Here is a 26215-nt window from a genome sequence, read left to right as displayed (position 1 = left end):
AAGGCGCGGCGGAAAAGAAAACGAGGCGCACCGGTGTTCCGGCACGCCTCGAAAGAGTCGGTGTCGCCCCCGCGGTTCCTAGCCGCGCCTGTGGTAGAGTCCCCTGTTGCCCTGAGGCACTCCCGCGCCCATGCTGTAGCCCTTGAACTGCTTGCCGGTGTTGCGCACCTTGCCGAGGTCGGCCTGAAGCGAATTCTTCAGCTTGCGGCCCTCGGCCATGATGGCGTCGAGCTGTTCGTGCAGCCCCCTGAGCTGGTCGGCGCAGCGGTCGCGAGTCCGGTCGTCGAGCACGCTGAATGCTTTCTGCATCAGCTTCTGCCGTTGCCCTGCGAGGTCGGAGGCGCTGTCCACGTCTCCCCTCTTCAGCGAATCGAGCTCCTGACGACCGAGGTCGCGGGCCTCTTCCAGAAGGCGGCGAGGATCGGTCATGGTTACCCCTTTGTCCTGCGGATATCCTCGCGCAGGTTTGCGATGACCTTCTTCCACTTCTCGACTGCGGGCAGGAAGTCATATTCCAGAAGGTCGGCGAGGAGAATCCAGTCCTCATTTTCAAGCACGTCGCTCATCTCGGTGAACAGATCGCTCATGAGTTCGGATGCGGCGTTGTACTCGGGGTTGTCCTTGAGGGAGTATTCGTCGCGCAGCATGGAGACCATGTTCAGGAAGTGACGGGTCACGTCCAGCAGGTCCTGATAGCTCTCCAGGGCTTCTGCATCGTCAGCACGGCGGAAGAGGTCGGAAACGCCTTCCGCGCCCTTGGCCATGATGTTGACGACCTTGTAGAGTTCGCGAGTGATCTCCACGGCCATGGTGTCGAACGGGACCGTCTTGATCTCGATGGACTGCACTTCGGACAGTTCGATATCTTCCGACTGGTTCGGATAGATTTCGCTGAACGGCTCCTCGTTCAGGTACACGTCGGTGACGACGCGGTCATCGAGCCTGCCTTCCTCAACCACCTTGGTGAACACCTGTTCGAGGTTGTCCATATTGTGGTTGCCGAGATCGTATTTCTGTCCGTCGATAACGAGCATGATGTCTTCCTCCTCAAAAATTGGGGGCTGAAATTTTTACCGGGGCACCGGCCTCGGAGGGACTGCTTTCAATTTCGGTGCCAAAAATTATATACATTGTGAAAAGGCCCGGAGCAGCGCGTGGTACCGTGCGATGAGCCGCGAGAGCGCGGCAAGGTCCCCGCCATACTGGTGGGACTCGAAATTCCACAGTTCCCCCACGACGCCAAGCCTTGCATCGGACTGCAATACATGATGAAAACGCTCCCACCCGGCAAGGAACTTCGACTTGAGCGCCTGTCTCGGGTCATGTGCCAGCAGTTCGGCCTGACGGGCCAGCAGAAAGAGCAGATCCGTTCCGCTTCCGATGGAACGCATGAGACTCTCGCGGTCACTTTCCTCCAGCCTCGCACACCGCTCCCCAGCCCCGTCAAGGGCTTCTCCGTCAAGAAATCGACGATACAGTTCACGCTGAATGCATATCCATCTGGACCGGAACGTCTCCCCGTGGCCGGAAAGCGACTCCAGCCGCATGAAGCCGTCCTGATCGAACAGGGTTCTCCACGCGCGCGCTCCGGGGTACCCACCTCCCTGCCTGTCCATAGCGGTCAGCAACGCAGACTCGGCGGCTTGAACGCTCACGGCGTCGCGGCATTCCCCGCCCCTCTGGCAGACCTCGCCGAAACGGCAAGGATGACACTCCATGTCCGGCTCAAGGCACACGGAACCCGCGCGGTACGGGCCGGTGTCCCACGGCTGTGCGGTGGCGAGAAAGATCGAGGCCACGGGCGTCCCCATACCGGCGGCCAGATGCATGGTTCCGGTGTCGTTGCTCACGATGCCGCCACAACGGGAAAGCACCGCCGCCAACACCGGGAGGGACGTTTTCCCCTGAAGGGACAGGCCAGGAAAATCGCCCTCTTCAAGGATGCGCTCGCCGAGTTCGGCCTCACCGCCCGTACCGAGGATGACAGGTACGAGCCCATGCCCTTCCCAGAGTTTTTTTCCGAGCTCACGAAACCGCGCGACGGGCCAGCGGCGACGATCCTCGCTGGCGCCGGGCTGAAAGGCCACGAACCCGTCCATGCCGTCAGCGCGGGCCGGCGCCAGCAGTCCGTCGGCCTCACTCAAGGCCGCAGCGTCAGGGGACGCCAGCTTCAGGTCGCGGCCCGAATCAGTCAGCCCGGCGGTGCGGCGGAACAGATCACACATGTTGAAGGGGCTGGCCCCGCGATTGCCGCCGGCCACCTGCAGAAACTCGGCCCACGGTGACGAATCGGCATTGAAGCCCTGCGCGTCGATGCCGAACCCCCGCACGGGCGCGCCGCCGGAGAGTCTTCGCGCCAACAGACGCGACGAAACCGACGGTGTCAGATTGACCACGAGGTCCGGCGCGAACTCGCGAGCTCTGGCCGCGAGTTTTTCTGAAATATCAACAGCCTCGCGCCAGTTGGCATCCAGCGCGGCGAGGATTCTGGCCCCGGAAAAGGAGAATACGTCGTCCACGTCCCGCAGCAGCCCTGCGGCTGAAGCGAAATTCTCCACGCACACGAGGCCGACGTTGGCTCCCTGAGCCCGGTAGCCGCTGATGACCGGCTGCGTCTGAAGCAGGTCCCCGAAACGGGTGAGATTGATAATGAGTACGTTCACGGTGTTGACTCCCTTTGCATCCCGTCGGAATGACGACGGTTCCGGAGAGCCGATGCACGAACGGGGCCAAGTCTACAACGAGGACCCCGCCTGAACGAGGCGCACCAGTTTTTCAGCGGCTTTCACGGCGTCCTTGAGCGTGGCCCGCTCATCGGCAGCAAGCGTGCCCGGGTCAATGCGTGAATGCGGCTGTTTTCCCGCCTCTTCCAACTCGAGTCCGAGAGTTATTCGCTTGCGTTGAAGATACTCCCAGCCCGTCAGCAGGGCCGTGCCATGGCGAGAGGAGACATGCCCGTCGGCCTGAAGCGCACGCAAGCGGTCGCAGGTGTTGCTCTGGTGCATCCCGTGTTTGAGGGAGAGAATGCGCGCCGCGTTGGTAATGTGGGCCTGAACCGAATGCTTGAGGTCCAGCGTCCCGGCATGGGGCCCGCTTTTTTCGGTGATCAGCGAGCCGAAGAAGGAGAGCGGCAGCCGGTAATCCGTCAGCTCGTCGGCCAGACGGGCCACCACCATGGGCCGCGTTCGGACGAACTCCCTGAGCCGTCCGAGCAAGGCCAACGCTTCACCACCGGGGCCGAAGACCGGCAGAAAGTCGAGAATCAGCCCGGATTGCCACGGCCCTTTCTCCGCCGGGTTGGAGAGCCATTCCGAGAGCCTGTCCAGCCATTCGTCGGGCGACCCGCGCCACTGCGGATTACTGACCATGACCTCTCCGGGACACAGCGGAATGCCGGCGCCGTCGAGGGCGACCACGATATCTTGGCAGGCCTCCTCCAGTTCGTCGGGATCCGGGTTCCCGCGAACGATGAGTCCGTTGTCCTGATCCGAGCCGGGCACATGTTCATCGCGTCCGCCGGAGCCGAACTCCAGAAACGTGCACTCCTCCAGCCACGCATACTCACGCACGTACGCACGCAGCACCGCGAGAACAACGGACCGGTTGAACGCGGTGAGCCTGCGGCTGACAATCTCCGCCGTGGCGGATTCGGCGAGCCATTCGCCGACAAGGTCGCGACGCACGGCGCGCAACCCCTTGAGCCGCCCGGTGGAGGCCATGTCGAAGAGCTCCTCAGGCGGAAAAAACGTCTGGTTTTCCGATTGCAAACCGTTCACGACACCTCCGATACCGTCCGCAGCGCACCGTCCGTCTCCTCGGCGGGAAATCCCGGAAGCGAAAAGCCTCCGTTCATCTGCGGATATTCTCCGTTCACCGGGAGCGGCTCGAACCCTTCCCGGTTTACCGGGGGATTCGTGCCGTTCACCACATAAGCGATGCCCTGTCTCTTTCCATACCGTAAAAAACAGATATCGCGAAACCCGAACAAGGGGGAAAAAATGACTCCGACTCAGGAAAGCAACAGGAAAGCCGCAGATCGCATCACCGCAATTCGCAGGCGTCAGCTCTCGCTGGCGCTGGGCGTAGGCATTCCCTACTTCACGGCCATCATCTGCATGTTTCTCGCGGTCTATCTCATAGGCGCGCAGGTGGCGTCGGTGAAACTGCTCGGGTTCCCGCTGCACTACTGGCTCGTGGCCGTTGCGGTCTATCCCGTAACATGGGGCCTTTTCATCTGGTACGTGGGCAAGGCCAACCGGATGGAAGACGAAATCGAAGAGGAGGTCATGTAGCATGCAGCCAGGATATGAAACCCCGATCACCGCATTGGTCCTCATCGGGCTGATGCTGGCATTCACCGTGGTCACCACATGGATGTTCCGCATCCAGAAGACCTCGGCCGACTATTATCTCGCCGGAAGAAAGGTCAACAGCTTCATCAACGCCTCGGCCATTTCCAGCGACTACCTCTCGGCGGCATCGTTCCTCGGCGTGTCAGGCGTCGCCTTCCTCTACGGCTTCGACGGCATCATCTACGCCCTCGGATTCTTCACGGGCTACATCGCCCTGCTGTTGTTCCTCGCCAGCCCGCTTCGCAAATTCGGGCGCTACACCGTGCCGGACTTCGTCTCCGAGCGCTTTCACTCCAAGACCGCGCGCGTGCTCGGCGTCATCGGCGTCCTGTTCGTCTCGCTGTTCTACATGGCCCCGCAGATGCTCGGCGCAGGCAAGGTCATGGGACTGCTGCTCGGCATGGAGTACCGCACGGCCATCGTCGCCATCACCATCATCATCACTCTGTACGTGGCCGTGGGCGGCATGAAGGGGACTACTGTGAACCAGCTCGTGCAGTTCTGGATTCTCTTCATCGCCATGTTCCTGCTGGCTTTCATTCCCTTCGTCGTCAAGGGCTACTCGTACACCGACGTGGTCGAGTTCATCGGCACATTCAAGAACACGGTCGAGTCCGGCAATGAGTTCAACGGCGCGGCATACACCGCTCCGGGTTACTGGCTGACCAACCTCAAGGACACAATGAGCCTGCTGCTGGCGCTCATGTTCGGCACCGCCGGCCTGCCGCACATCCTCGTGCGCTTCTACACCGCGCCCGACGGCAAGGCCGCACGCCGCACCGTCATCTACGTCCTGCTGCTCATCGGCGCGTTCTACATCCTGAGCCCCTACGTGGGCCACGTGGTCCGCTTTGCCTACCTTCAGGGCACCGAGCTCGGCGTGAGCCCGCACCTCATGGACTGGCTGGCCGAAAACGGCAAGAACCTCGCGGTTCCTGTGGCCGGCTCCTATTTCGGCGGGCAGATCCTGCTCGGCATCGTTGTTGCCGGAGCCTTTGCAGCGGTGCTCTCCACGGTGGCAGGCCTGATCATCGCCTGCGCCGGAGCCATCGGGCACGACCTCGTCGTCAACGTCTTCAACCCGAACATGCCCGAACGCACCCGCGTGAACATTGCCCGCATCGCCTCGCTCGGCATCGGCCTGCTCGGAATCCCTCTGGGCTTCCTCGTCGAGAACATGCAGATCGCGGTTCTCGTCGGACTGGCCTTCGCCATCGCGGCCTCTACCTTCTTCCCGGTTCTGGTCATGGGCGTGTGGTGGCCAAAGATGACCCGCGGCGGCGCCATCGCGGGACTCGTCACCGGCATCGTCGGGTCCTTCGCCATGATTCTCGGCAAGGGAATGCTTCCGACGGTCCTGCAGTTCAAGAACCCCGGCGGATTCGTCATGCTCCTGACCTTCGCGGCCATCTACATCGTTTCCAAGATGGAGTTCTCCTCCAAGGGCGAGGCGGCCCTGCCGCACGACATCGACGAGGTCATGTCCATCCTGCACGGCCCCGAAAAGGCCTAACGCCATACCGAAAAACCAACAACGCCCCCGGCATCCTTGCCGGGGGCGTTTTCCCATGGCCAGCCTCGGGGCTCCCTCTGCGGGACCGCTATGATCCTTTTCCGGCGGTTCTTTTGACACTACCGTGCTCCTGCCGTACATTCCCGTCACGGTCAAAATTCAGAGGAAATTCTTCATGATTTTCGAATATACGCTCGTGCACTGGGCAACGTTTTTCACCGCCGCCCTGCTGCTGAACATATCGCCGGGACCGGACATGGCCTTCATACTGGGCCAGACCGCACGCGGCGGCGCCCGCACAGGATTCTCCGCCATGCTCGGCATCTGGAGCGGAGCCTTCATGCATGTGCTCTGCGCCGCGCTGGGCCTGTCCGCCGTCATCGCGGCCTCGGCGACGGCCTTTTCAGCGGTCAAATGGGCAGGGGCGCTCTATCTCGTCTGGCTGGGCGTCCAGTCCCTTCGCTCCGGAGGCGGCCCATGTGCCGCCGAGGCCGGGGAAGGCCCCATCTGCCTGAAGAGCGTGTACCGGCAAGGAATCTTCGTCTCCCTGCTCAACCCCAAGGTTGCCGTATTCTTTCTGGCTTTCCTGCCGCAGTTCGTGGAGCCCGCGGCAGGGCCGGCCGGACCGCAGCTGTTTCTGCACGGCCTGCTGATCATCGCCGTGGCCGGGCTCGTGGAGCCGCCGCTGATCCTGCTCGGCGGCAGGCTGACCGAAAAGCTCAAAAACAGCCCTGCCGTGAGCCGCTGGATGGACCGCAGCCTCGGCGCGCTCTTCATCGGGCTGGGCGTCAGGCTGGCCCTGAGCGACCGGACCTGATCCGATTTTCCTGCGCGGGCACGGCCGTGAACAGCCCCGCTTGACACCCCGCGCCCCAATACATACTTAATGGGCCGACCAAGAAACACTCAAGGAGAGTTCAATGGCTTACGAAATCAAACTCGCCAAGCTCGTGACCGGCGAGACCGTTATCGGCAAGAACGAAGAGGGAAAAATCAAGGAACCCGCAATCATCCAGACCGTTCCCGGTCAGCAGGGCGTGCAGATCATGCTGGTGCCCTACGGCTACCCGTTCGAGTCCGAGATGGGCGGCGAGATCTCTGCGGAATACATCATCTACACCTATGAAAAGTGCCCGCAGGAACTGGAAAACAAGTACGTGGAAGCCGCGTCCAACCTGACCATGGCTTCCGCCTCCGCGCTCAACGACCTCGACAACATGGGCGGCGGCGGATCCGGTGCCGGCGGCTCCGGCCTCATCCTGTAGCAGCCCCGACACATCGAAGACCATCACAGGGGGCGGTTTCCGCGAGAAACCGCCTCCGTTTTTTCAAGGGAACAATCAATGAAGGAACTCCTGCCCGTCCTGCCCCGCCCGACGCGATACCTCGGCTCCGAATGGGGCGTGGCCGTCAAAGACCCCGAGAAGGTGCGCGTTCGCATCGCCGTCGGCTTTCCCGATCTCTACGAAGTGGGCATGTCCTACCTCGGCCAGCGCATCCTGATGGAGCAGGTCAACGCGCATGAGCAGTTCCACGCCGAACGCGTCTACTCCCCCTGCGAGGAGGCCGCCGCCATCATCACCGAGCACGGCGCGCCGCTGGCCACCCTCGAGACCGACACCCCTCTGAGCGACATGGACGCGGTTTCCTTCAGCCTGACCCACGAGCTGTGCTACACAAACGTGCTCTGGATGCTCGACCTTGCCGCAATCCCCCGCCGCACCGCGAACCGCGACGAGACGCACCCGCTGGTGATCGCAGGGGGCGGTACGTGTTTCAACGCCGAGCCGCTGGCCCCGTTCATGGACGTCATGATGATCGGCGACGGCGAGAAAGCCATCGTCACCCTCATGGAAGTATTGGACCGCGCAAAGGCCGAGAGCATGTCCCGGAACGACCTGCTCATGGAGCTGACCCGGCACCCCGGTTTCTACATCCCTTCCTTTTTCGAGGATCAGGGCCCCGGCGAACCGCTCAAGCCGTTGGTGGAGGGGCACGAGACCGTGGAGAAGGCCGTGGTGGACAATCTCGACGAGATCCCGTTCCCCACGCAGCAGCCCGTCCCCTTCGGACAGGCGGTCCACGACCGGCTCACCGTGGAGATTGCCAGAGGCTGCACGCGCGGCTGCCGCTTCTGTCAGGCCGGGATGATCTACCGTCCGGTGCGCGAGCGCAGCCTCGACGAGCTCAACCGCCTCATCTTCGAAGGATTGGAAAAGACGGGCTTCGAGGAAACGAGCTTTCTGTCGCTTTCCACCGGGGACTTCTCGGCGCTGGATTCCCTTTTCAGCCGCTCCTTCGACCGCTGCGCCGCCGAGCAGATTTCCATTTCCATGCCCTCCCTGCGCGTCGGCTCGCTCTCGGAGCCGATCATGGAGCGCATCTCCACCATCCGGCGCACAGGCGCGACCATCGCCCCCGAGGCTGGCAGCCAGCGACTGCGCGACGCCATCAACAAGGGCGTGGACGAGGAAGAGCTGCTGGCGCACGTGCGGCACCTCTTCGAGCACGGCTGGCAGTCGGTGAAGCTCTATTTCATGATCGGCCTGCCCACCGAGACGGACGAAGACCTCGACGCAATCCTCGACCTGTGCCTCAAGGTGCGTGACGCTGCGGGCAAACACATCAAGCGACTTCAGGTCACGGCGGCCATATCGCCCTTTGTGCCCAAGCCGCAGACGCCGTTCCAGTGGGAACCGCAGATTCCGCTGGACGAGATCGAACGGCGCATCAACCGCCTGCGTGACGTTTTCCGCCCTCACAAGCGAGTGAAGCTCAAGTTCCACATTCCGCGCATGACCTTTCTCGAAGGCATTTTTTCGCGCGGAGACCGCCGCCTCGCGGACGTGCTGGACAAGGCCACCGATGCCGGAGCGCTGTTCTCCAGCTGGAAGGACAAGCTCGACCTGCAGCCGTATCTGGACGCCATGGACGAGCTTGGACTGGATCCGCTGGAGTACACGGGCGCCCGCGACCCGGAAAAGCCTCTGCCGTGGGACCACCTCAACGCGGGGCTCACCAAACGTTTTCTGCTCACGGAGCGGGAACGAGCGCTTGGCGGCAAGGTCACCGAGGACTGTCGCTATGCCCCGTGCCGCAACTGCGGCGTGTGCAACCACGACAACCGCAAGAGCGTTCTGGACGTTCAGGCGCCCGAGATGGAAATCCGGCCCCGGACCATCAACGAATCCCGGGATCAGGACGCCGAACAGCCGCCGTATACCGTCGAAAAGCCGGACCTCACGGTCAAGGGTGGTCACTATCGCCTCTGGTTCACCAAGACAGGCCCCGCCGCGTACCTGAGCCAGCTTGAGCTGCAAAGCGTATTCGAGCGCGCCATGCGCCGGGCGAACCTGCCGCTTTCCTTCTCGGCCGGCTTCCATCCCATGCCGCGCATTTCCTTCGGCAAAGCCCTGCCCGTCAGCGTGCACAGCCAGTGCGAATGGCTGAATCTGTTCCTGCGCGAGGACTGGGAGCCCACCCGCCTGATTCGGGAGCTCGCCCCGCAGATGCCCGAGGGACTTGACATGCTCAAGGCCGACAGGCTCGGCATGGGCAAAAAACAGCCCCAGCAGGTGGAGGAGGTCTTCGAGATCGTCTTCAACGAGCGCATTGAGGAGCTGGCCGGACAGTGGCGCGCCTATGCCGCTTCGGACAGCCTTTTCATGGAGAAACTCACCAAGCGCGGCAACGTGAAGCGCGTGGACCTTCGGGCCATGCTGGTTGCCATGGAAGAGATCGACAACGGGGTGCGGGTCACCTTCGACTGGCGCGACGCCTACATGAGCCCGCTGCGGCTGGCGCAGGAAGTGATGCCGGGGGTCAGGGAAACCGAATTCACCATGACCAAGACCGCACAGCGGTTCGACTCCCGCGGATAATACTATTCCACGGTCACGGGCTGGCGCTGGTACTCTTCCGGCGCCTGCCCGGGCCGCTCTATCTTGATCACAACCTCGGTCTCCCCGCTCTGCAGAGCGCGGAAGATGAAATGTCGCGCCCCGAAATCGCCGAGCATGCCGGTTTCGGGGGCTTCGTCATAGACCTTCATCAGGTCGAGCACTTCCGGATCGAAAACCGTGCCGCGGAACACATACCCGCCGTCACCGGGGTCGCGCACCACGAGCCTCAGGGTTTCTCCCGGTTCGAGCGTCAACGGCGCGGGTTCCTCTCCATACCCGAGCTCCTCGACGACATCCCCGGCACCGCCGATGCTGAACATGCCGCAACCATTGCAAAAGAGAATCATGACGGCCGAAAGCGTCAAAAAGCGGACCCTGAAAAGAAAAGTTGTATTCTGCATACGCCGAACCGTCACGAATTTGTTGTTAAACATCCACTTAAAGTGTATGTAGGAAGGCGCTTTCGCATAGGGACCGCACCGAGACGCGGAGACACTCCGGGGGAATTTCCCGTTGTGCGCCGAATGCGAGGCATCCCCTCATGGGTGGAGGGTATTTTGTTCGCCGACGTCGGCGATTGTCAACCGCAACACGGAGGTTCTTTCATGAAACGTTTCCACAGCGGGATCAGGCATCTGATCCTGTTGGCTCTCGTCTTCGCCGCGCTCGTCGTTTCCGGCTGCGCCGACTCGAAGAAAAAAGAGACCAAAACCGAAAAGACCGAGACCCAGCAGCAGGCCGACACCACCAAGTCGCTTACCGTGGCCATGGACGCCATCCCGGTTTCCATGGACCCGCACGTGCAGCTTTCCGGCGGCATGCTCCAGTACTCCCACCTGGTCTTCGACCCGCTGGTGCGCTGGACCCAGGACATGGAAATCGAACCGCGCCTGGCAAAGAGCTGGGAACAGATCGACCCGACCACCCTGCGCTTCAAGCTGCGCAAGGGCGTCAAGTTCCACTCCGGCAACGAATTTACCGCTGAAGACGTGGCCTATACTCTCGAGCGCCTGAAGAAGTCCGATGACTTCAAGGGCCTGTTCGAGCCGTTTGAAAAGGCCGTGGCCGTGGACTCCCACACCGTGGACCTGATCACCAAGAAGCCCTACGGCCTGACTCTGGCCATGTCCACCTACATCTTCCCGCTGGACAAGAAGTTCTACGAAGGCAAGGACGAGATCGTTAAGTCCGGCCCCTCCTTCGCCAACGAGAACGAGTCCGGCACCGGTCCCTACGAAGTGACCAAGTACGTTCCGGGCGAACAGGTCGTCATGAAGGAATTCGACGGCTACTGGGCCGACCGCGGCAACGTCGAGGAACTGGTCATCAAGGCCATCCCCAACGCTCCGGCCCGCGTCGCCGCCCTGCTGTCCAAGGACGTGGACTTCATCATGCCCGTCCCGCCGACCGACATGAAACGCATCGAGGAAACCGAAGGTCTCAAGCTGACCACCCTGCCCGGCTCCCGCGTCATCACGTTGCAGCTCAACCAGGAGCGCCGCCCCGAGTTCCAGAACCAGAAGGTTCGTCAGGCCATCGTGTACGCCATCGACAACGTGGGCATCGTCAAGAAGATCATGAAGGGCTTCGGCACCCCCGCCGCCCAGCAGGGTCCGAAGGGCTACGCCGGCTACGTCGAAGAACTGCAGCCGCGCTATGACCTGGAAAAGGCCAAGCAGCTCATGAAGGAAGCCGGTTACGAAAACGGATTCGAGTGCACCATGATCGCCCCGAACAACCGTTACGTGAACGACGCCAAGATCGCGGAAGCCGTGGTTTCCATGCTCTCCAAGATCGGCATCACGGTGAACCTGAAGACCATGCCCAAGGCCCAGTACTGGGATCAGTTCGACGCCCGCTCCGCCGACATCCAGATGATCGGCTGGCACTCCGACACCGAGGACTCCGCGAACTTCTCCGAGTTCCTGCTCATGTGCCCCAGCAAGGAGACCGGCTACGGACAGTACAACTCCGGCGAGTACTGCAACCCCAAGGTTGACGAACTCGTCATCGCTTCCCAGTCCGAAACCGACATGGCCAAGCGCGCAGAAATGCTGCAGGAAGTCGAGCGTCTGCTCTTCGAAGACGCAGCGTTCGTGCCCCTGCACTGGCAGGACCTCGCCTGGGCCTCCAAGGACAACATGAACACCGAAGTCATCGTCAACACCATGAACTTCCCGTACTTCGGCGACCTCGTGGTCGAATAAGGGAAGCACCCAGAAGACGTCATCAAAAGGGGAACCTCCGCTCGGAGGTTCCCCTTTCACAACAAAACATACTGGATTAGACGCACATGTTCGCCTTTATCGTAAAGCGAGTCGCGCAAGCCTTGCTGGTCATGATGATCATCGGCTTCATCGGCTTCGCCATCAAACACAACTTCGGCGACCCCGTCCGCGATCTCGTGGGACAGCGGGTCACCCCCGAAGAGCGGGCGGAGATTCGAGAGCGCCTAGGACTGAACGATCCCTTCTTCGTGCAGTACGGCCGCTTTCTGAAGAACGCCGTTCAGGGGGATCTGGGCCGGAGCTTCTTCTTCAAGAAGCCCGCCATGGATGTCATCATGCAGAAGGCTCCGGCCACTCTGGAGCTCGTATTCGCCAGCGCCTGCATCATAGTATTTCTCTCCGTTCCGCTGGGAATATTCTGCGCAATACGACCACGACACTGGTTTTCGAGATTCACGATGGGGGGGTCCATCGTCGGGGTTTCGATGCCGGTCTTTTTGACGGCCATCCTTCTCATTTATGTATTCTCGGTCGAACTCGGCTGGCTGCCGTCATATGGTCGCGGTGAAACCGTCACCCTTTTCGGATGGTGGAAGAGCGGTCTCCTGACTGCCGACGGACTCGAACATCTCATCATGCCGTCCATCGCGCTTTCCTCCATCATGCTCCCGCTGTTCATCAGGCTCATACGTTCAGAAATGATGGAAGTGCTGGAGTCCGAGTACGTCAAGTACGCGTGGGCCAAGGGCATCAAGCCCAGCCGCGTCTGGATCGTGCACGCCTTCAAGAACACCTTGCTGCCTGTCATCACCGTGGGCGGCGTCCAGCTCGGCATCATGGTGGCGTTCACCATCCTGACCGAGACCGTGTTCAACTGGCAGGGCATGGGATCCATGTTCATCGAATCCGTGGAACGCGCCGACACGTCGCTCATGGTCGCGTACCTCGTCTTCGTCGGCTTCATCTTCGTTATGGTAAACACCTTGGTTGACATCATCTACGGACTGATCAACCCCATGGTCAGGGTTACGGGGCGGAAATAATGAGATCCAAATGGCAACGCTTCAAGGAATCCTACTTCCTCTACAGTTTCCTCCGGGACCCCATCGCCTACATCAGCTTCGGCATTCTCCTGGTCCTGGTGGTATCGGCCTTCGGCGCACCCATCATCGCGCCGCACGACCCCTACAACCCGACCACCATCGACATCATGGACGCGGAGATGCCCCCGGCCTGGTATGAGGGCGGCACCACCGAATTCCTGCTCGGCACCGACGCGCAGGGCCGCGACATGCTCTCCACCATGCTCTACGGCATGCGCGTGTCCATCATCATCGGTCTCGGCGCCGTGGCCCTTCAGGCGGTCATCGGCATCGTGGTGGGCCTGCTCTCCGGCTACGTGCGCAAGCTGGACAACATCCTCATGCGCATCGCGGACGTGCAGCTCTCGTTCTCGACATACATGGTGGCGATATTCATCGGGGCCATCTTCCAGACGGTCTTCGGCGTGGGCAACTACGCCAAGGTCGCCATTCCGCTGCTGATCATAATCATCGGTCTGGCCGAGTGGCCCCAGTACGCCCGTACCATCCGCGCCAACGTGCTTGCCGAACGCAAGAAGGAATACGTCGAGGCCGCGCGCATTATCGGGCTGTCCAAGAAGCGCATCATGTGGCGCCACATTCTGCCAAACACCCTCTCGCCCATTCTGGTCATCTCCACCGTGCAGGTGGCGAACGCCATCATGAGCGAGGCCGCCCTCTCGTTCCTCGGGCTGGGCATGCCGGTCACGCGCCCCTCTCTCGGTTCGCTCATCACCGCGGGCTTCGAGTACATATTCTCCGGTGCATGGTGGATCACCATCTTCCCCGGCATCATCCTGGTGGCGCTGATTCTGGTCATCAACCTTCTGGGCGACTGGCTCAGGGATTACCTGAACCCCAAACTGTACAAGGGGTAGACAGTGGAACATCTGCTAGACATAAACAACCTCAGCGTGGAGTTCGCCCTGCGAAGCGGCAACGTCCGCGCCGTGAGGGACGTAAGCCTCTCGCTGGGCAAGGGCGAACGCCTCGGCCTGGTGGGCGAGTCCGGCGCAGGAAAATCCGTGCTCGGCTTCTCCATAATCAACCTCATCTCCAAACCGGGCTTCATATCCGGCGGAGAGGTCATCTTCCAGGGCGAGGACATCTCCAAATATCCCTACGAGAAGATGCGCCGCATCCGGGGCAACAGGATCTCCATGATCTTTCAGGACCCCATGATGACCCTCAACCCCGTGCTGACCGTGGGCACCCAGATGAAGGAAACCCTTCGCGCCCACATGAACATCTCCGACAAGGAAGCCACGGCGATCTGTATCGACAAGCTCAAGAAGGTCTACATCCCTTCTCCCGAGAAGCGCCTCGAACAGTATCCGCACGAGTTCTCCGGAGGCATGCGCCAGCGCATCGTGGTCGCCATCTCGCTGCTGACCAACCCGAACCTGATCATCGCGGACGAGCCCACCACCGCGCTCGACGTGACCATTCAGGCCGAGATAATGGACCTGCTCCTGGAGCTTTGCGAAACCGAGAACATGGGCCTGATGCTCATCACCCACGACCTCGCGGTGGTTTCCGAAGTCACCCAACGCATCGCGGTGCTCTACGCCGGACGCGTGGTCGAGGTCGGCCCCACGAAACGCATCATCGAAAATCCGCAGCATCCGTATACAAAGGGACTCATCAAGGCCCTGCCCCAGAGCGCGCACGGCAACCGCCTGAACCAGATTCCGGGCATGATGCCTTCGCTCAGGGACATGCCCGACGGCTGCCCCTTCTGTCCGCGCTGCGAGAACCGCAAGGACTACTGCGCCACACAGACGCCGCCGCTGCGTCAGACCGAAGCCGGCGGATTCGTGGCCTGCTTCATGGAGGAAGCCTGCAATGAGTAAGCTCCTCGAAGTCAAGAACGTCGACAGACACTTCGACATATCCGGCTCCATCGTGGACCAGTTGTCCTTCAAGGGCGGCAAGGTCACGCGGGAAAAGACCCTCGTCAAAGCCGTGAACAACGTCAGCCTCGACATCCGCAAGGGCGAGACCCTCTCGGTCGTCGGCGAGTCCGGCTGCGGCAAGTCCACCCTGGCGCGCACGGTCATGGGGCTGTATCAGCCCAACGCAGGGGAAATCCACTACGACGGCACGCGCATCGACACCCTCACGGGCCGTCGACGCCGCCCCTATCGCACGCGCATGCAGATGGTCTTTCAGGACCCATACGCGTCACTGAACCCGCGCATGACCGTCAAACAGATTCTGGAAGAGCCCGTCAGGTTTCACAACCCGAACCTGAACCGCAAGGAAGTGCGCGACATCATCCTGAACACCATGGATCAGGTCGGCGTGAACACCGCATGGATCGACAACTTCGCCCACGAGTTCTCCGGCGGCCAGCGCCAGCGCATCAGCCTCGCGCGGGCTCTCGTGCTCGACCCTGAATTCGTGGCTGCGGACGAACCCATCGCAGCGCTGGACGTGTCCATTCAGGCGCAGATCCTGAACCTGATGATGGACGCGCAGGAACAGCGCGGTCTGACATACCTGTTCATCAGTCACGACCTGTCCGTTGTGGAACACATCTCCACCCGCGTGGCGGTGATGTACCTCGGCTGCCTGTGCGAACTGGCGGATGTGAAGGAACTGTTCGGCAACCCGCAACACCCCTACTCCCGCGCCCTGCTCTCGGCCATTCCAAGGCTCGGCGGTCAGGCGGGCGGGCACATTCGCCTCTCCGGCGACGTACCCACGCCCATCAACCTGCCAAGCGGCTGCGTCTTCCACGGACGCTGTCCGCACGCGGACGAGCGCTGCCGCACCGAGGTTCCCGAGCTGCTCACGCTCGAATCCGGAACCCGCGTGGCCTGCCACGGCATCGAGGAAGGTCGGGTCTAGCTACCGGTTTCGACCGACAATACAATAAGGCCGCCCCTCGGGGCGGCCTTTTTTTTCGGCTACGGGACACGCGGCCTGAGGCCACATGACTGACGGTACAATCAGATGAGTGTCAGCTGGTCATCGCCGTCCTCAAGCCGCATTCGCAGATGTTTGTAGGCTTTGGGAGTGGCGACGCGCCCGCGCGGGGTACGCTTGAGAAACCCGCACTGGATGAGAAACGGCTCGTAGATGTCTTCGATGGTGCGCACTTCTTCGGCACACGCGGCGGCAAGAGTCTTCACGCCCACCGGCCCGCCACCGAAATGTTCGATCATCAGCGTCAGGATACGGCGGTCCATGTGGTCCAGCCCGTAAGGGTCCACGTCGAGCCGGTCCAGCGCCATTTCCGCCAGTTCGCGGTCGATGTTGCCGTCGCCGTGAACCGAGGCGAAGTCCTTCACACGGCGAAGCAGCCTGTTGGCGATACGGGGCGTACCGCGGGAGCGTTTCCCGATGGTCAGGGCGCCCTCGTCAGAGACCTTCACATCTATGATGGTCGAGGCGCGTTTGACGATGGCGGCCAGTTCTTCCGGCGAATAGAACTCAATGCGAAAAATACAGCCGAAGCGATCGCGAAGCGGCGATGTCAGCAGGCCGATGCGAGTGGTTGCGCCCACGAGAGTGAACGGCTCAAGGTCCAGCTTGACCGTGCGCGCGCCCGGGCCGGATCCGATCACAAGATCAATCTGGAAGTCCTCCATGGCCGGGTACAGCACTTCCTCGACCGTGGCGGGCATGCGGTGAATTTCGTCGATGAAAAGGATGTCGCCGCGCTCAAGGTTGGTCAGGATGGCGGCAAGGTCACCGGAGCGTTCCATGACCGGCCCGGAAGTGGAGACCATGTTCACCCCCAACTCCGATGAAATGATCCGCGCCAGCGTGGTCTTTCCGAGGCCGGGGTTGCCGTAGAACAACGTGTGGTCCATGGCGGTCCCGGCATTCTGAGCGGCCTTGATGAAGACTTCCAGATTCCCGCGCAGGTCGTTCTGGCCGATGAAGTCTCCGAGTTTGCGTGGACGAATGGTGTCATCCGGCATGGTGCACTTGCTCATGAACGGTCCTTGGCGATCTGTTTGAGCGTGGCCCGGATGGCACCGGCCGCGTCGAGGTCTGGCTCGTCTTCAAAGACGGCCTTGAGCATGGGCCTGACTTCTTCTTCGGAGTACCCGAGGTTCTTCAGGGCTGTCAGCGCGTCGAAATACTGTCCCTGAGGGCCTGCGGGCGCGGCGTCGCGGGTCGGGATGGTCGTGCCCTTGCCACTGGAGGCGAGCTTGTCCACCTTATCCTTGAGGAACCACAGGATCTGCTTGGCGGACTTGGGGCCGATGCCGGGCACCGTTGCCATGGTGTCCACATCCTCGCGAAAAGCTATCTCGCGCAGATGATCGGCGTCGAATTTCGAAAGAATGGCCAGCGCCTTCTTGGGACCGAGCTTGTCGATGGAAATGAGCGTACGGAACAGCCGCAGATCGTCGGCGGAGCCGAAGCCGTAGAGGTCGATGGCCTTTTCCGCGACGGCGGTATGGATATGCAGCTGCACCTCCCCGCCCTTCTGCGGCAGACGGGAGAGCACCGTCGTCGGCGCCAGAATCTCGTAGCCAACGCCCCCCTGCGTGAGCAGCACAAGCGATGTATCGTCGAATCCGAGCAGTCGTCCTTCAAGATATGCGATCATGATTTCTCCGGGGGCGCGGTCTTTTCCGCCCGCTGACGAGGCACTTTATACCATTAGGGCCAGACATTCAAAGGAAAGGGGCGGGCCGAACGCCAATGAAAAAGGCCGCCCGGAGCGAGCGGCCTTTTCGAAATCGTTCGGTCAACTGCCGGTAAGTCTGCGCATCCGCCGCTCGTTGAGGTGACAGATGGCTATGGCCAGCGCATCCGAGGCGTCTTCGGCCCAGTCCGGCTTTTTCACGCCCAGCGTCTGGGCCACCATGAAGGCGACCTGATCCTTAGGGGCGTTGCCCACGCCCACGAGGTTCTTCTTGACCTTGGACGGCTCGTATTCCGCAACGGAAAGCCCGGCCACGGCGCACGCCGCCATGGCGGCACCGCGCGCCTGCCCCAGCTTGAGGGCCGACGTGGCGCTCTTGGAGACGAAGACACTCTCGATGGCGGCCTCCACCGGGCAGTGGCTGCCTATGAGCTCCGCGAGCCGGGAATGAATCACCCCCAGCCGCATGGCCATCTGCTTCTTGACCGGTGTCCGGATGGTTCCAGTTTCCACAAGACTGACCTGACCGGACAGCTCCCGGATGATGCCGTAGCCCGTCACCCGCGAGCCGGGGTCAAGGCCGATGACCACGAGGCCGCAGGCGTCATCCATGCGTTATTCCATGCCTTCCATCAGATCGTCGGGGAAATCGGCATTGACGTATATGTTCTGCACGTCGTCGTTGTCTTCGATGAAGTCCATGAGCTTGATGACCTTCTGGCCGGTCTCCTTGTCCACGGGCACGAGGTTCTCGGGCACCTGCTGCAGCTCGGAGGATTCATAGGTCATCTCCGCTTCGTCAAAGGCCTGCTGGACGGCAACGTATTCGGAGGGGGCGCAGTGCACGGAGAGCATTTCCCCCTCGTCGATGATGTCTTCCGCACCGGCTTCGAGGCCCACTTCCATGAGGTCATCCTCGGAGTAGGATTCCTTCTTGAAGGTGATGACGCCCTTCTTGTTGAACATCCAGGCCACGGAACCGGCCTCGCCCATGTTTCCGCCATGCTTAGTCAGCAGGTGGCGGATTTCGGCCACGGTGCGGTTCTTGTTGTCGGTGGCAGCCTCGATGAGCATTGCCACGCCGCCGGGAGCATACCCCTCGTAAGAGACTTCGTGGATGTCGCCGCCCGCGATCTCGCCGGTGCCCTTCTTGATGGCGTTTTCAATCCTGTCCTTGGGCAGGTTGACCTGCTTGGCCTTCTGGATTGCCAGCCGCAGCGCGGAGTTGTCCTCGGGGTTGCCGCCGCCGGCCTTGGCGGCGAGGATGATGTCCTTGGCCGCCTTGGTGAAAAATTTCGCCTTTTTGGCGTCCTGACGGCCTTTGCGGTGCTGAATGTTGGCCCATTTACTGTGTCCAGCCATGTATTTCCTCCTGAGAATCGTATCCTGAATGTTGTGGCGCGAGTATATTACCCGTCATCGCCCTTGAAGCCAAGTCCGACAATGAAGACCTCCTTGCTTTCCGCACGGCTGCTCTTGGGCTTGAAGGTCTTGACCTTGCCGAAGCTCGGACGGATGCCGTCGATGTACCCCTTGGTATCCGGTCCCTCGAAGTTCTTGACCACGAAGTGGCCGCCCTTTTTGAGGTGCTTCAGAGCGATTTCAAACGCTTTTTCGCACAGTTCAAGACTGTTGGCCTGATCCGCGAACTTGACGCCGGTGGTTTTGGGTGCCATGTCGCTTATGACGAGGTCGAACGGGAGAAGCGGCTCCATGGCGGCCAGAAGATCCGGCGAGTCGGAAAAGACGTCCTCCTGCAGAAAGGTGACGTTTTCCGGAAAGACGGTGTCCGTGTCCTGAATGTCCACGCCGAGAACCCGGCCGCCCTTGGCGACCTTTTTGGCAGCCCAGAGCGTCCACGACCCGGGGGCCGCGCCGAGGTCGATGACCGTCTTCGCGCCCTTGAATATCTGAAACCGCTTGTCGATTTCCTGCAGTTTGTAGACGGACCGGGCCGGATAGTTATCCTGCTTGGCCCGCTTGAAATAGTGGTCCTTGTATTGTTTCACGGCATATGCCTCCATCTGCGGCGTGGAGCTTCTTTAGCCGAATCCGCCGCACAAGCCAAGTTTTCCCATGAGCAACCGTCCCGAGCGCCAGCGCATCGTCAACGAACTGGGTCGAAAACAGACCATGCCCGCCGAGAAGGAACACTTCGAAATCTTCGGCTCAGGCGTGGAAACCGTGTTTCTCGGCCTCGGGCCGGAACCGGAACGGCTGCCGGAGCTGTTTCCCGAATACCGGGCTCCGCTCTTCATCGAATGCCCGGACTTCGAACAGCAGATCCCGGATTTCGCATCGCGTATTCCGAGCTCGTTCTGGCGCATCGAACCGGAAATGTTCACTTCGGATTTCGCCGGACAGGTACGCGTGGTGCGGTACCGGCCCAACCTCAAGGCGTTCCCCTCGTTCTGGGGGCCGCTGGCCGGACGGCTGGCCGCGACGGGCTCGAGGTCGCGCTGCGCCAAGCGCCGGGTCTGGCTCCCCTACCAGACCGAAGACCTGCTGGGCAAGGAGCTGTCCCGGGCTTTTCAGGCCGGGGACATCGCCGTCTCCATCCCGGACGCCGAAGCTGTGGAGCGATCGCCCGGCACAGAGCTGCCCGGAATGCTCGAACAGAAGAAGCCCGAGCTGTTCTTTTCGGTGAACTTCAAGGGGCTGGATCCGTTCGGACTCGGCTTCAACCTGCTGCGTGAAGCAGGCGTTCGCGTGGCGATCTGGATGGTGGACAATCCGTTCAACCTGCTGCCGTGGATGAAGTCCCCGTTCTGGAAGGAAGCAGACCTGTTCGTTACGGACGCCAGCTTCATACCGTTGCTTGAGTCGCAGGGCGCGAAGAGCGTGCACCATCTGCCGCTGGCGGCCAGTCCCGAGACCTTCCGCGAGGGGGGACATCTGCCTGAGCACGCAGGGGACGTATCCAAGCATCCGATCTTTGTCGGTCGCTCCGAGTTTCCCAAAAAGGATGCTTTTTACGCCGGCCTCTCCCTTCCAGACGAGGCCATGCGAGAGGCGGAGGCCATGCTGCTACGCGGCGAACGGCCGGACTGGTTCTGGTGGCGTGAACGCCTCGGCATCGACGCGCTCTGGCCCGACAACGCGGTCCGCAAGCCGTCGCTGGGCGCCGAGGAATCCGGCAAACGCTGGCGCAGCATGTGTTTGCAGGCCGTGGAGAATCTCACGGTGTTCGGCGACGACGGCTGGAAAAGCGAAGGTCTGCTCGACGTGCGCCCCATGCTGGATTATTACGCGCACCTGCCCGCGGTATACCGCACTGCCCCTTTCACGCTGAACATGACCAGCCCTCTGCTCCCGGCCGGGCTGACCCAGCGTCATTTCGACGTCTGGTGCGCTGGGGGCTTCCTGCTCACGGACGAAACCCCGGGGCTGGACATTTTCCCGCACGACCTCGTGCGGGCGGTCAGCTTCAGGACGCCGAAGGACATATCCGCCCTCATGGACGAGTTTTCCGCCAACGAAGCCTTCCGGCGTGAACTGCGCGCCGCGTGGGAATCGCTGATTCTGTTGGAACACACCTACGAGAACCGCATCACCACGCTCCTGAAAAAGCTCGGGCTGGATTGACGGCCTTTTTCAAGCCGAACCGCGCACATGGCGAAAAAAGTCTTGCCGCCGCCCCCCTTTTGGGGCTAAAAATCCTTCCACCAACGGGGACGTAGCTCAGCTGGGAGAGCACTGCCTTCGCAAGGCAGGGGTCGAGAGTTCAAATCTCTTCGTCTCCACCAAGAAAAACAAACGGTTGCATGTATTACTGCATGCAACCGTTTTCTTTTTTGCTACCCTATAGCTACCCACTGAGCGAACACCCCCCTTTTTCATACTGCACAGCGTGCGAAAAAAACGCGGGCGCGGTAGCGACCGCATCCACTTCGAACAGGAGGCTGGCCGCATGCCCATCCCCTTTTCTTTAACGAGCAAGACCAGAAGAGACTGGTTTCTCCTTGCATCTTGGGTCTGAGCGACAGGGTACCGGAACGCGGCAAACTTCACCACCAGAGTGTACCTAGCTACCGCCCCGATTTATCTTGTATCCAAAGCCTGAATTCCATACAAAACGTGGGAGCCCCTACTTTTTTGGACTTGATCCCCCAAGCCAGGTCAAGGCAATATAAGGTGGCCTCTTCGTAAGTGGAAAAAAGACTTTTCTAGGCTCCACTAACTTAAGGGAGTATTGATAGCTTTATCAAACTCATGGAGTATTTTTTGTGAAAAACGTCGTTATTCTCAAACCACCACGCTCTGATGGCAAGTTCGTCAACTACGAAAATACCGACCTCGGCACACCAAAGAACGTCCCTGAAGCCATGCTGCTGCTGCCACAACTCGCTGCCGAAGCCAAACGCTTCAAAGAGATTAAGGTGCACTGCATGGACTGTCAGATTGAAGAAATTCCGTTTGAGAGCATGCACCGTAAACTGGAGCAGATCAATCCCGACCTGCTCATCGTTCCAGTCCAGTTTTTCAATCTCGCTGATGAACGCAAATTCCTTGAAATGCCGTGGCCCACACTTGGGATAATGCTGCCTACCTCAAGCCCACTGCTCGAAATTCTGCAAAAATATTCACTGAATGGATGTTATTTCGTAAACGGGGATATCGTTCACGGCGTTCGGGCCGCACTTGCGGCGGTGGCAGCCGATACGCCTTTAAACAAAGAAAGTGGCTACCTTGTCCGAAGCGGTGAGTTGGGCCGGATTGAAAAACCTCGCCCGAATTTCAACAAGATTTACGGCCAGGCCCCCGTGCCTGATTTCGAAGCCTTCCAGACGAGACGATATCTTGACCACATCCAATCCAAGACTGGCAAACGCAAGCTCACCACCCGCATCAGCAGCGGGTGCCCGTTCCGTTGCGGTTTCTGCGGCAACAAAGCTTTAAGCAATCGACGATTCTTCGCCTGGCCCGTGAACTACGCTAAGTCCGTGCTTAACATGCTGTTCACGCAATATAAGCCCGAAGAAGTCCGTTTCAAAGACGCTACTTTTTCCGCTGTCCGTCCTTTTGCTGTAGAAATGCTGGATTGGATTCATGAAAATCACAATGGCATTCCCCTTCACATCACGGAGCGGGTAGACTCCCTTGATAAAAAGTACTTGGACTACCTGAAAAGTCGAAACGTGGCGCAGGTGGGGATCGGCATTGAAAGCCTTGACCCCGTGGTGCAAAAGAAAATGAACAAAAGATTCAGCATGAAACAGGCCGTGGAACTATACCGCCACGCTCTTGACATCGACTTACGCATGGACGCTTATCTTACAGTTGGGCTTCCTGGTGAGACGCCACGTAGCTTGGAGATGATGAAAGAATTCATCGACCGCATACATCCTCAACAATGCTCGGTTTCTATTCTCTACATGCGTCCCGGTTCAAAATTTTTCTGGGACTTCATCAGAGAAGGTAAAGTCTTGCACAATGACTGGCTGCAATACAACAACAAAGAAGAATTGCTTTACAAGCATGATTCTTACACTAGCTATGCACAGCTTCTGGCCGCCATGGACGATCTTCAGACTTATATAAAATCAAAACATGTAAGATAATAAGTTAAATAGGATTTTTGCTGTTTCAAGTCTTCACAAGGCACGTTGCTTTTGTATCTCGGCCTCAAAACAAATTGGTCCTAGGGCGTTGCATGTGAAATATGACCAAGCGCTATGGACACAGGGAACTCCTTGAGCAAGGAGACCTCTATGCTTGCTGAAGAAGCGTTTACGCTTGGCTTGGTGTTGCCCCCATGGCGGGTCACTGGTCAAAGTCTTGATAATGAACAGTCTCCTTGCCGCTGAAAACGTGGAAAATGACCCACTGTTTGACCCCACCATGAATGCCCTTGGATCATTCGAGAAGCACCTTCTTCGAATAATCAAACGCTGAAATCCACTGTACACGAACACACGACAGGAAGGCCTTAAGAGACTCTTTCAAGCAGCTTGGGCTAGAGCGAGAGGGCACCGAAACGCGGCAAACTTCATCACCATGGTGTACCTAATTGCAGCCCCGATTCAGCTTGTAATCTAAGCCTTAATTCCACACGAAACGGCAAGGCCATCCATTTTCAATGGATTCCGACATACTCCTCACCAGTTTTCACCAATCCTTTTCCCATTCTTCTCATCAAGACCACCGAATCGTAACACAGCAGCATTCATTCCGAGTACCAATGGCGGGTGACCTTATTGAAACAAGCGGGACACACAGACCATGTTACGATCTTTCCTTTCCAGAATTCGCCATCAGGACGATCTCAGTCAGCCCTCTTGCAAGGCCGGACTGCAACCATGGACGCCGGACCTCAGCAGGCCGGTCATCGTTCTGCTCGTCACCATCCGCGACTTCGCCCTCTATAACGGGGTCTACGGAAGCGAAATAACCGAACGCATCGAAACCGAGCTCTCCAGAGCCGTGCGCGAAGTCGTGGATGAAGTGCTCCCGGAGCATCGAACCAGAGCATTGCCGTCCGAGCCGGGTGAGTACATAATCGCATGGGATTGCGGCGAAAACAGCCAGCCCGATCCGGCTGACCTGACATATGCCGTCAAAGTGCGGCTTCAGAGCGCGCTCAAGAAAACCATGCTGCAATGGACCGGCATAGGCATGGAAGTGGGCGTGGGGTACTCCATGACAGGCACCAACGAGGCAGGCGACGTCCTCGAGCTCCCCGCCGCTCTGTCCGAAGCGCGCCGCATGGCCTCCCTTCCGCTGGAGCTTCGCAACACTCGCATTGCCGCGGAGTTCGAGGATATCCTCAACAACGGGCGCATTCGGTCGAGCTATCAGCCCATACTCGACCTGCGCCAAGGGGAAGTGCACGGCTGGGAGGCGCTGGCGCGCGGTCCCCGCAACAGCAGACTGGAATCCCCGCTGATGCTCTTCGAGCTGGCGGAGCCGCTCGGCAGCCTGTTCCGCCTCGAGCAGCTATGCCGCGAGCGGGCCATCAGCGGCCTCGGCTCCATGAATCAGCATCAGAAGATATTTCTCAACATCCACCCGAAGACCCTCGCCGACCCTCTCTTCACCCCCGGCAACACCCTCGACCTCCTCGAACGTCAGGGACTCGCCCCGGAAAACGTGGTCTTCGAAATCACCGAACGACAGAGCGTTCAGGATTTCGGCCTGTTCTACAAGACGCTCGCGCATTACCGCAGTCAGGGATTTCTGGTTGCAGTGGACGACGTTGGCGCAGGCTACTCCGGGCTCTCCGCCATCGCGGAACTGCAGCCCGAATACATAAAACTGGACAAGTCCCTGATTCTGGACATCCATCGGGATCCGGTAAAACGCGCTCTGGCCGAAACAATCACCAGCTTTGCTGACAAGATCGGCTCCCGGATCGTGGCGGAAGGCATCGAAAACCGCGATCAGGCCATCTGTCTCATGGACATCGGCGTGCACTGCGGACAGGGGTATTACCTCGGCCGACCGAGCAGGCACAAACGCAACGCCCACAACAACTGGGACGAGCTCAAGTCCATCGCCCAGGTTTCCCACAAGATGGTTACCTGCTCCATTCCGGTGGGAGAAGTGGTTGAAGCGCCACACGCCATCGCTCCGGACGCGCTGGTGTCCTTTGCGCAGGACTTCTTCAAGAGAAACAACCAGTTCTCCAGTCTTGTCGTAACCGAGAACGAGAGCCCCACCGGCCTCGTGACGGAATACTATCTCAACAGGCAGCTCTCCTCGCAGTACGGCGTGGCCCTGTACTACAAGCGCGAAGTCACGTCGGTCATGGATGACAATCCGCTCATCGTGGACGCATCCATGCCCGTGGAACAGGCGGCCCGCCTCGCCATGGACCGTGACGCCATGAAGGCCTACGACGAGGTCATCGTGGTGCGACGCGGCAAGCTGTACGGCACCGTATCGGTTCAGAAGCTGCTCGACACGCTCGCCAAGGTGCAGGTGGAGATGGCCAAAGGCACGAACCCGCTCACCGGGCTGCCGGGAAACGTGGCCATCGAGCAGGAACTGGAGGCCCGGATGCAGCGCTCGGAACAGTTCTGCATCATCTACGCGGATCTGGACAACTTCAAAGTCTATAATGATTCCTACGGCTTTCGAAACGGCGACCGCATCATCAAGCTTTGCGCGGACATCATAACCTGGGCCACGCGCAAGCATGGCCCTTCGGACGCGCTCGCCTGCCACATCGGCGGTGACGACTTCGTGGTCATCACCTCCAAACAGGCCGTCGAGCGCACCTGTCAGTCCATCCGGCGCTGTTTCCAGCGTACGGTAAAGGGATGTTATACCGAAGAGGACCGCAAGGCCGGCTGGATCAAGGCCAAGGGGCGGGACGGGCTTGAGCGCGAATATCCGATCGTCAGCGTATCCATGGGCGTGCTCGAGGTCGTGGCCCCCTGCTCCCTTATGGAAGTGGGCGAACGCGCCGCTCACATCAAGAAATACGCCAAGTCCATGCCCGGAAACTCCGTGGCCATGGACCGCCGCCCGCCGCTCGGCAGCGCGGAAATCGAATGCATCGACCGTTAAGCCGCCTGCAGAAAAGCG

The 26215-nt window shown here is 60.2% G+C and carries 23 protein-coding genes and 1 tRNA gene; 14 read left to right on the top strand and 10 right to left on the bottom strand.

Annotated elements, in window-relative coordinates; genetic code table 11:
- Positions 1-78: 78 nt before the first annotated feature.
- The 4 genes from BR24_RS07215 to BR24_RS07200 form a co-directional block, all read right to left on the bottom strand.
- Positions 79-429: a hypothetical protein gene (locus tag BR24_RS07215; protein ID WP_496540825.1), complete on the bottom strand. Its 351-nt coding sequence runs from the start codon at positions 427-429 to the stop codon at positions 79-81.
- Between the two features lie 2 nt (positions 430-431).
- Positions 432-1034 (bottom strand): DUF8043 domain-containing protein, encoded by a 603-nt coding sequence (locus BR24_RS07210; protein ID WP_496540824.1) that lies wholly within the window; start codon positions 1032-1034, stop codon positions 432-434.
- A gap of 87 nt (positions 1035-1121) precedes the next feature.
- On the bottom strand, positions 1122-2663 hold the full coding sequence (locus BR24_RS07205; RefSeq protein WP_496540823.1) for a glycosyltransferase family 9 protein: 1542 nt from the start codon (positions 2661-2663) through the stop codon (positions 1122-1124).
- Between the two features lie 72 nt (positions 2664-2735).
- Positions 2736-3776 (bottom strand): putative nucleotidyltransferase substrate binding domain-containing protein, encoded by a 1041-nt coding sequence (locus BR24_RS07200; RefSeq protein ID WP_496540822.1) that lies wholly within the window; start codon positions 3774-3776, stop codon positions 2736-2738.
- 222 nt (positions 3777-3998) lie between these two features.
- Here BR24_RS07200 and BR24_RS07195 point away from each other — a divergent pair, with 222 nt between their 5' ends.
- From BR24_RS07195 to BR24_RS07175, 5 genes are all read left to right on the top strand, one after another.
- Positions 3999-4292 (top strand): sodium/substrate symporter small subunit, encoded by a 294-nt coding sequence (locus BR24_RS07195; RefSeq protein WP_496540821.1) that lies wholly within the window; start codon positions 3999-4001, stop codon positions 4290-4292.
- A 1-nt stretch (position 4293) separates the two neighbouring features.
- Positions 4294-5865 (top strand): sodium/solute symporter, encoded by a 1572-nt coding sequence (locus tag BR24_RS07190; RefSeq protein WP_496540820.1) that lies wholly within the window; start codon positions 4294-4296, stop codon positions 5863-5865.
- 175 nt (positions 5866-6040) lie between these two features.
- Positions 6041-6682 (top strand): LysE family translocator, encoded by a 642-nt coding sequence (locus BR24_RS07185; RefSeq protein ID WP_496540819.1) that lies wholly within the window; start codon positions 6041-6043, stop codon positions 6680-6682.
- 103 nt (positions 6683-6785) lie between these two features.
- A complete protein-coding gene (locus BR24_RS07180) occupies positions 6786-7130 on the top strand; it encodes a hypothetical protein (RefSeq protein WP_496540818.1) in 345 nt (114 codons plus the stop codon).
- A 78-nt stretch (positions 7131-7208) separates the two neighbouring features.
- Positions 7209-9746: a TIGR03960 family B12-binding radical SAM protein gene (locus BR24_RS07175; RefSeq protein ID WP_496540817.1), complete on the top strand. Its 2538-nt coding sequence runs from the start codon at positions 7209-7211 to the stop codon at positions 9744-9746.
- A 2-nt stretch (positions 9747-9748) separates the two neighbouring features.
- Here BR24_RS07175 and BR24_RS07170 read toward each other — a convergent pair whose 3' ends face one another.
- On the bottom strand, positions 9749-10114 hold the full coding sequence (locus tag BR24_RS07170) for a protease inhibitor I42 family protein (RefSeq protein WP_496540816.1): 366 nt from the start codon (positions 10112-10114) through the stop codon (positions 9749-9751).
- A 258-nt stretch (positions 10115-10372) separates the two neighbouring features.
- On the opposite strand from BR24_RS07170, the gene BR24_RS07165 reads away from it, so the two are divergent.
- The 5 genes from BR24_RS07165 (at position 10373) to BR24_RS07145 (ending at position 15930) form a co-directional block, all read left to right on the top strand.
- Entirely contained in the window at positions 10373-11974 is a 1602-nt protein-coding gene (locus tag BR24_RS07165) for an ABC transporter substrate-binding protein (protein ID WP_496540815.1), read from the top strand.
- An 86-nt stretch (positions 11975-12060) separates the two neighbouring features.
- Entirely contained in the window at positions 12061-13038 is a 978-nt protein-coding gene (locus tag BR24_RS07160; RefSeq protein ID WP_496540814.1) for an ABC transporter permease, read from the top strand.
- Positions 13038-13955 carry an ABC transporter permease gene (locus tag BR24_RS07155; protein ID WP_496540813.1) on the top strand — a complete coding sequence of 306 codons (918 nt, stop codon included), beginning with the start codon at positions 13038-13040 and terminating at the stop codon, positions 13953-13955. The genes BR24_RS07160 and BR24_RS07155 overlap by 1 nt, the downstream gene beginning before the upstream one ends.
- A 3-nt stretch (positions 13956-13958) precedes the next feature.
- Positions 13959-14930: an ABC transporter ATP-binding protein gene (locus BR24_RS07150; protein WP_496540812.1), complete on the top strand. Its 972-nt coding sequence runs from the start codon at positions 13959-13961 to the stop codon at positions 14928-14930.
- Positions 14923-15930 carry an ABC transporter ATP-binding protein gene (locus BR24_RS07145; protein WP_496540811.1) on the top strand — a complete coding sequence of 336 codons (1008 nt, stop codon included), beginning with the start codon at positions 14923-14925 and terminating at the stop codon, positions 15928-15930. The genes BR24_RS07150 and BR24_RS07145 overlap by 8 nt, the downstream gene beginning before the upstream one ends.
- Positions 15931-16031: 101 nt before the next feature.
- Here BR24_RS07145 and ruvB read toward each other — a convergent pair whose 3' ends face one another.
- The 5 genes from ruvB to BR24_RS07120 form a co-directional block, all read right to left on the bottom strand.
- A complete protein-coding gene (gene ruvB, locus BR24_RS07140) occupies positions 16032-17024 on the bottom strand; it encodes a Holliday junction branch migration DNA helicase RuvB (RefSeq protein WP_496540810.1) in 993 nt (330 codons plus the stop codon).
- Positions 17021-17647 carry a Holliday junction branch migration protein RuvA gene (gene ruvA / locus BR24_RS07135; protein WP_496540809.1) on the bottom strand — a complete coding sequence of 209 codons (627 nt, stop codon included), beginning with the start codon at positions 17645-17647 and terminating at the stop codon, positions 17021-17023. The genes ruvB and ruvA overlap by 4 nt, the downstream gene beginning before the upstream one ends.
- 141 nt (positions 17648-17788) lie before the next feature.
- Positions 17789-18298: a crossover junction endodeoxyribonuclease RuvC gene (ruvC, locus tag BR24_RS07130; protein ID WP_496540808.1), complete on the bottom strand. Its 510-nt coding sequence runs from the start codon at positions 18296-18298 to the stop codon at positions 17789-17791.
- 3 nt (positions 18299-18301) lie between these two features.
- Positions 18302-19048: a YebC/PmpR family DNA-binding transcriptional regulator gene (locus tag BR24_RS07125; protein ID WP_496540807.1), complete on the bottom strand. Its 747-nt coding sequence runs from the start codon at positions 19046-19048 to the stop codon at positions 18302-18304.
- 47 nt (positions 19049-19095) lie between these two features.
- A complete protein-coding gene (locus tag BR24_RS07120; RefSeq protein WP_496540806.1) occupies positions 19096-19695 on the bottom strand; it encodes an RlmE family RNA methyltransferase in 600 nt (199 codons plus the stop codon).
- 67 nt (positions 19696-19762) lie between these two features.
- Between BR24_RS07120 and BR24_RS07115 the strand changes: the two genes are divergently transcribed.
- From BR24_RS07115 to BR24_RS07100, 4 genes are all read left to right on the top strand, one after another.
- Positions 19763-21271 carry a glycosyltransferase family protein gene (locus BR24_RS07115; RefSeq protein WP_496540805.1) on the top strand — a complete coding sequence of 503 codons (1509 nt, stop codon included), beginning with the start codon at positions 19763-19765 and terminating at the stop codon, positions 21269-21271.
- Positions 21272-21356: 85 nt separating this feature from the next.
- A tRNA-Ala gene (locus BR24_RS07110) sits at positions 21357-21432 on the top strand.
- 480 nt (positions 21433-21912) lie between these two features.
- Positions 21913-23247, top strand: coding sequence for a B12-binding domain-containing radical SAM protein (locus BR24_RS07105; RefSeq protein ID WP_496540804.1), 1335 nt, complete (start codon positions 21913-21915; stop codon positions 23245-23247).
- A gap of 661 nt (positions 23248-23908) precedes the next feature.
- Positions 23909-26197, top strand: a complete 2289-nt coding sequence (locus tag BR24_RS07100) for a GGDEF domain-containing protein (RefSeq protein ID WP_496540803.1) — start codon at positions 23909-23911, stop codon at positions 26195-26197.
- Positions 26198-26215: the final 18 nt, after the last annotated feature.

The organism is Pseudodesulfovibrio halophilus DSM 5663, assembly GCF_059568665.1.
The sequence above is the reverse complement of the archived record's forward strand: the minus strand, read 5'-3'. Positions and strand labels throughout refer to the sequence as shown.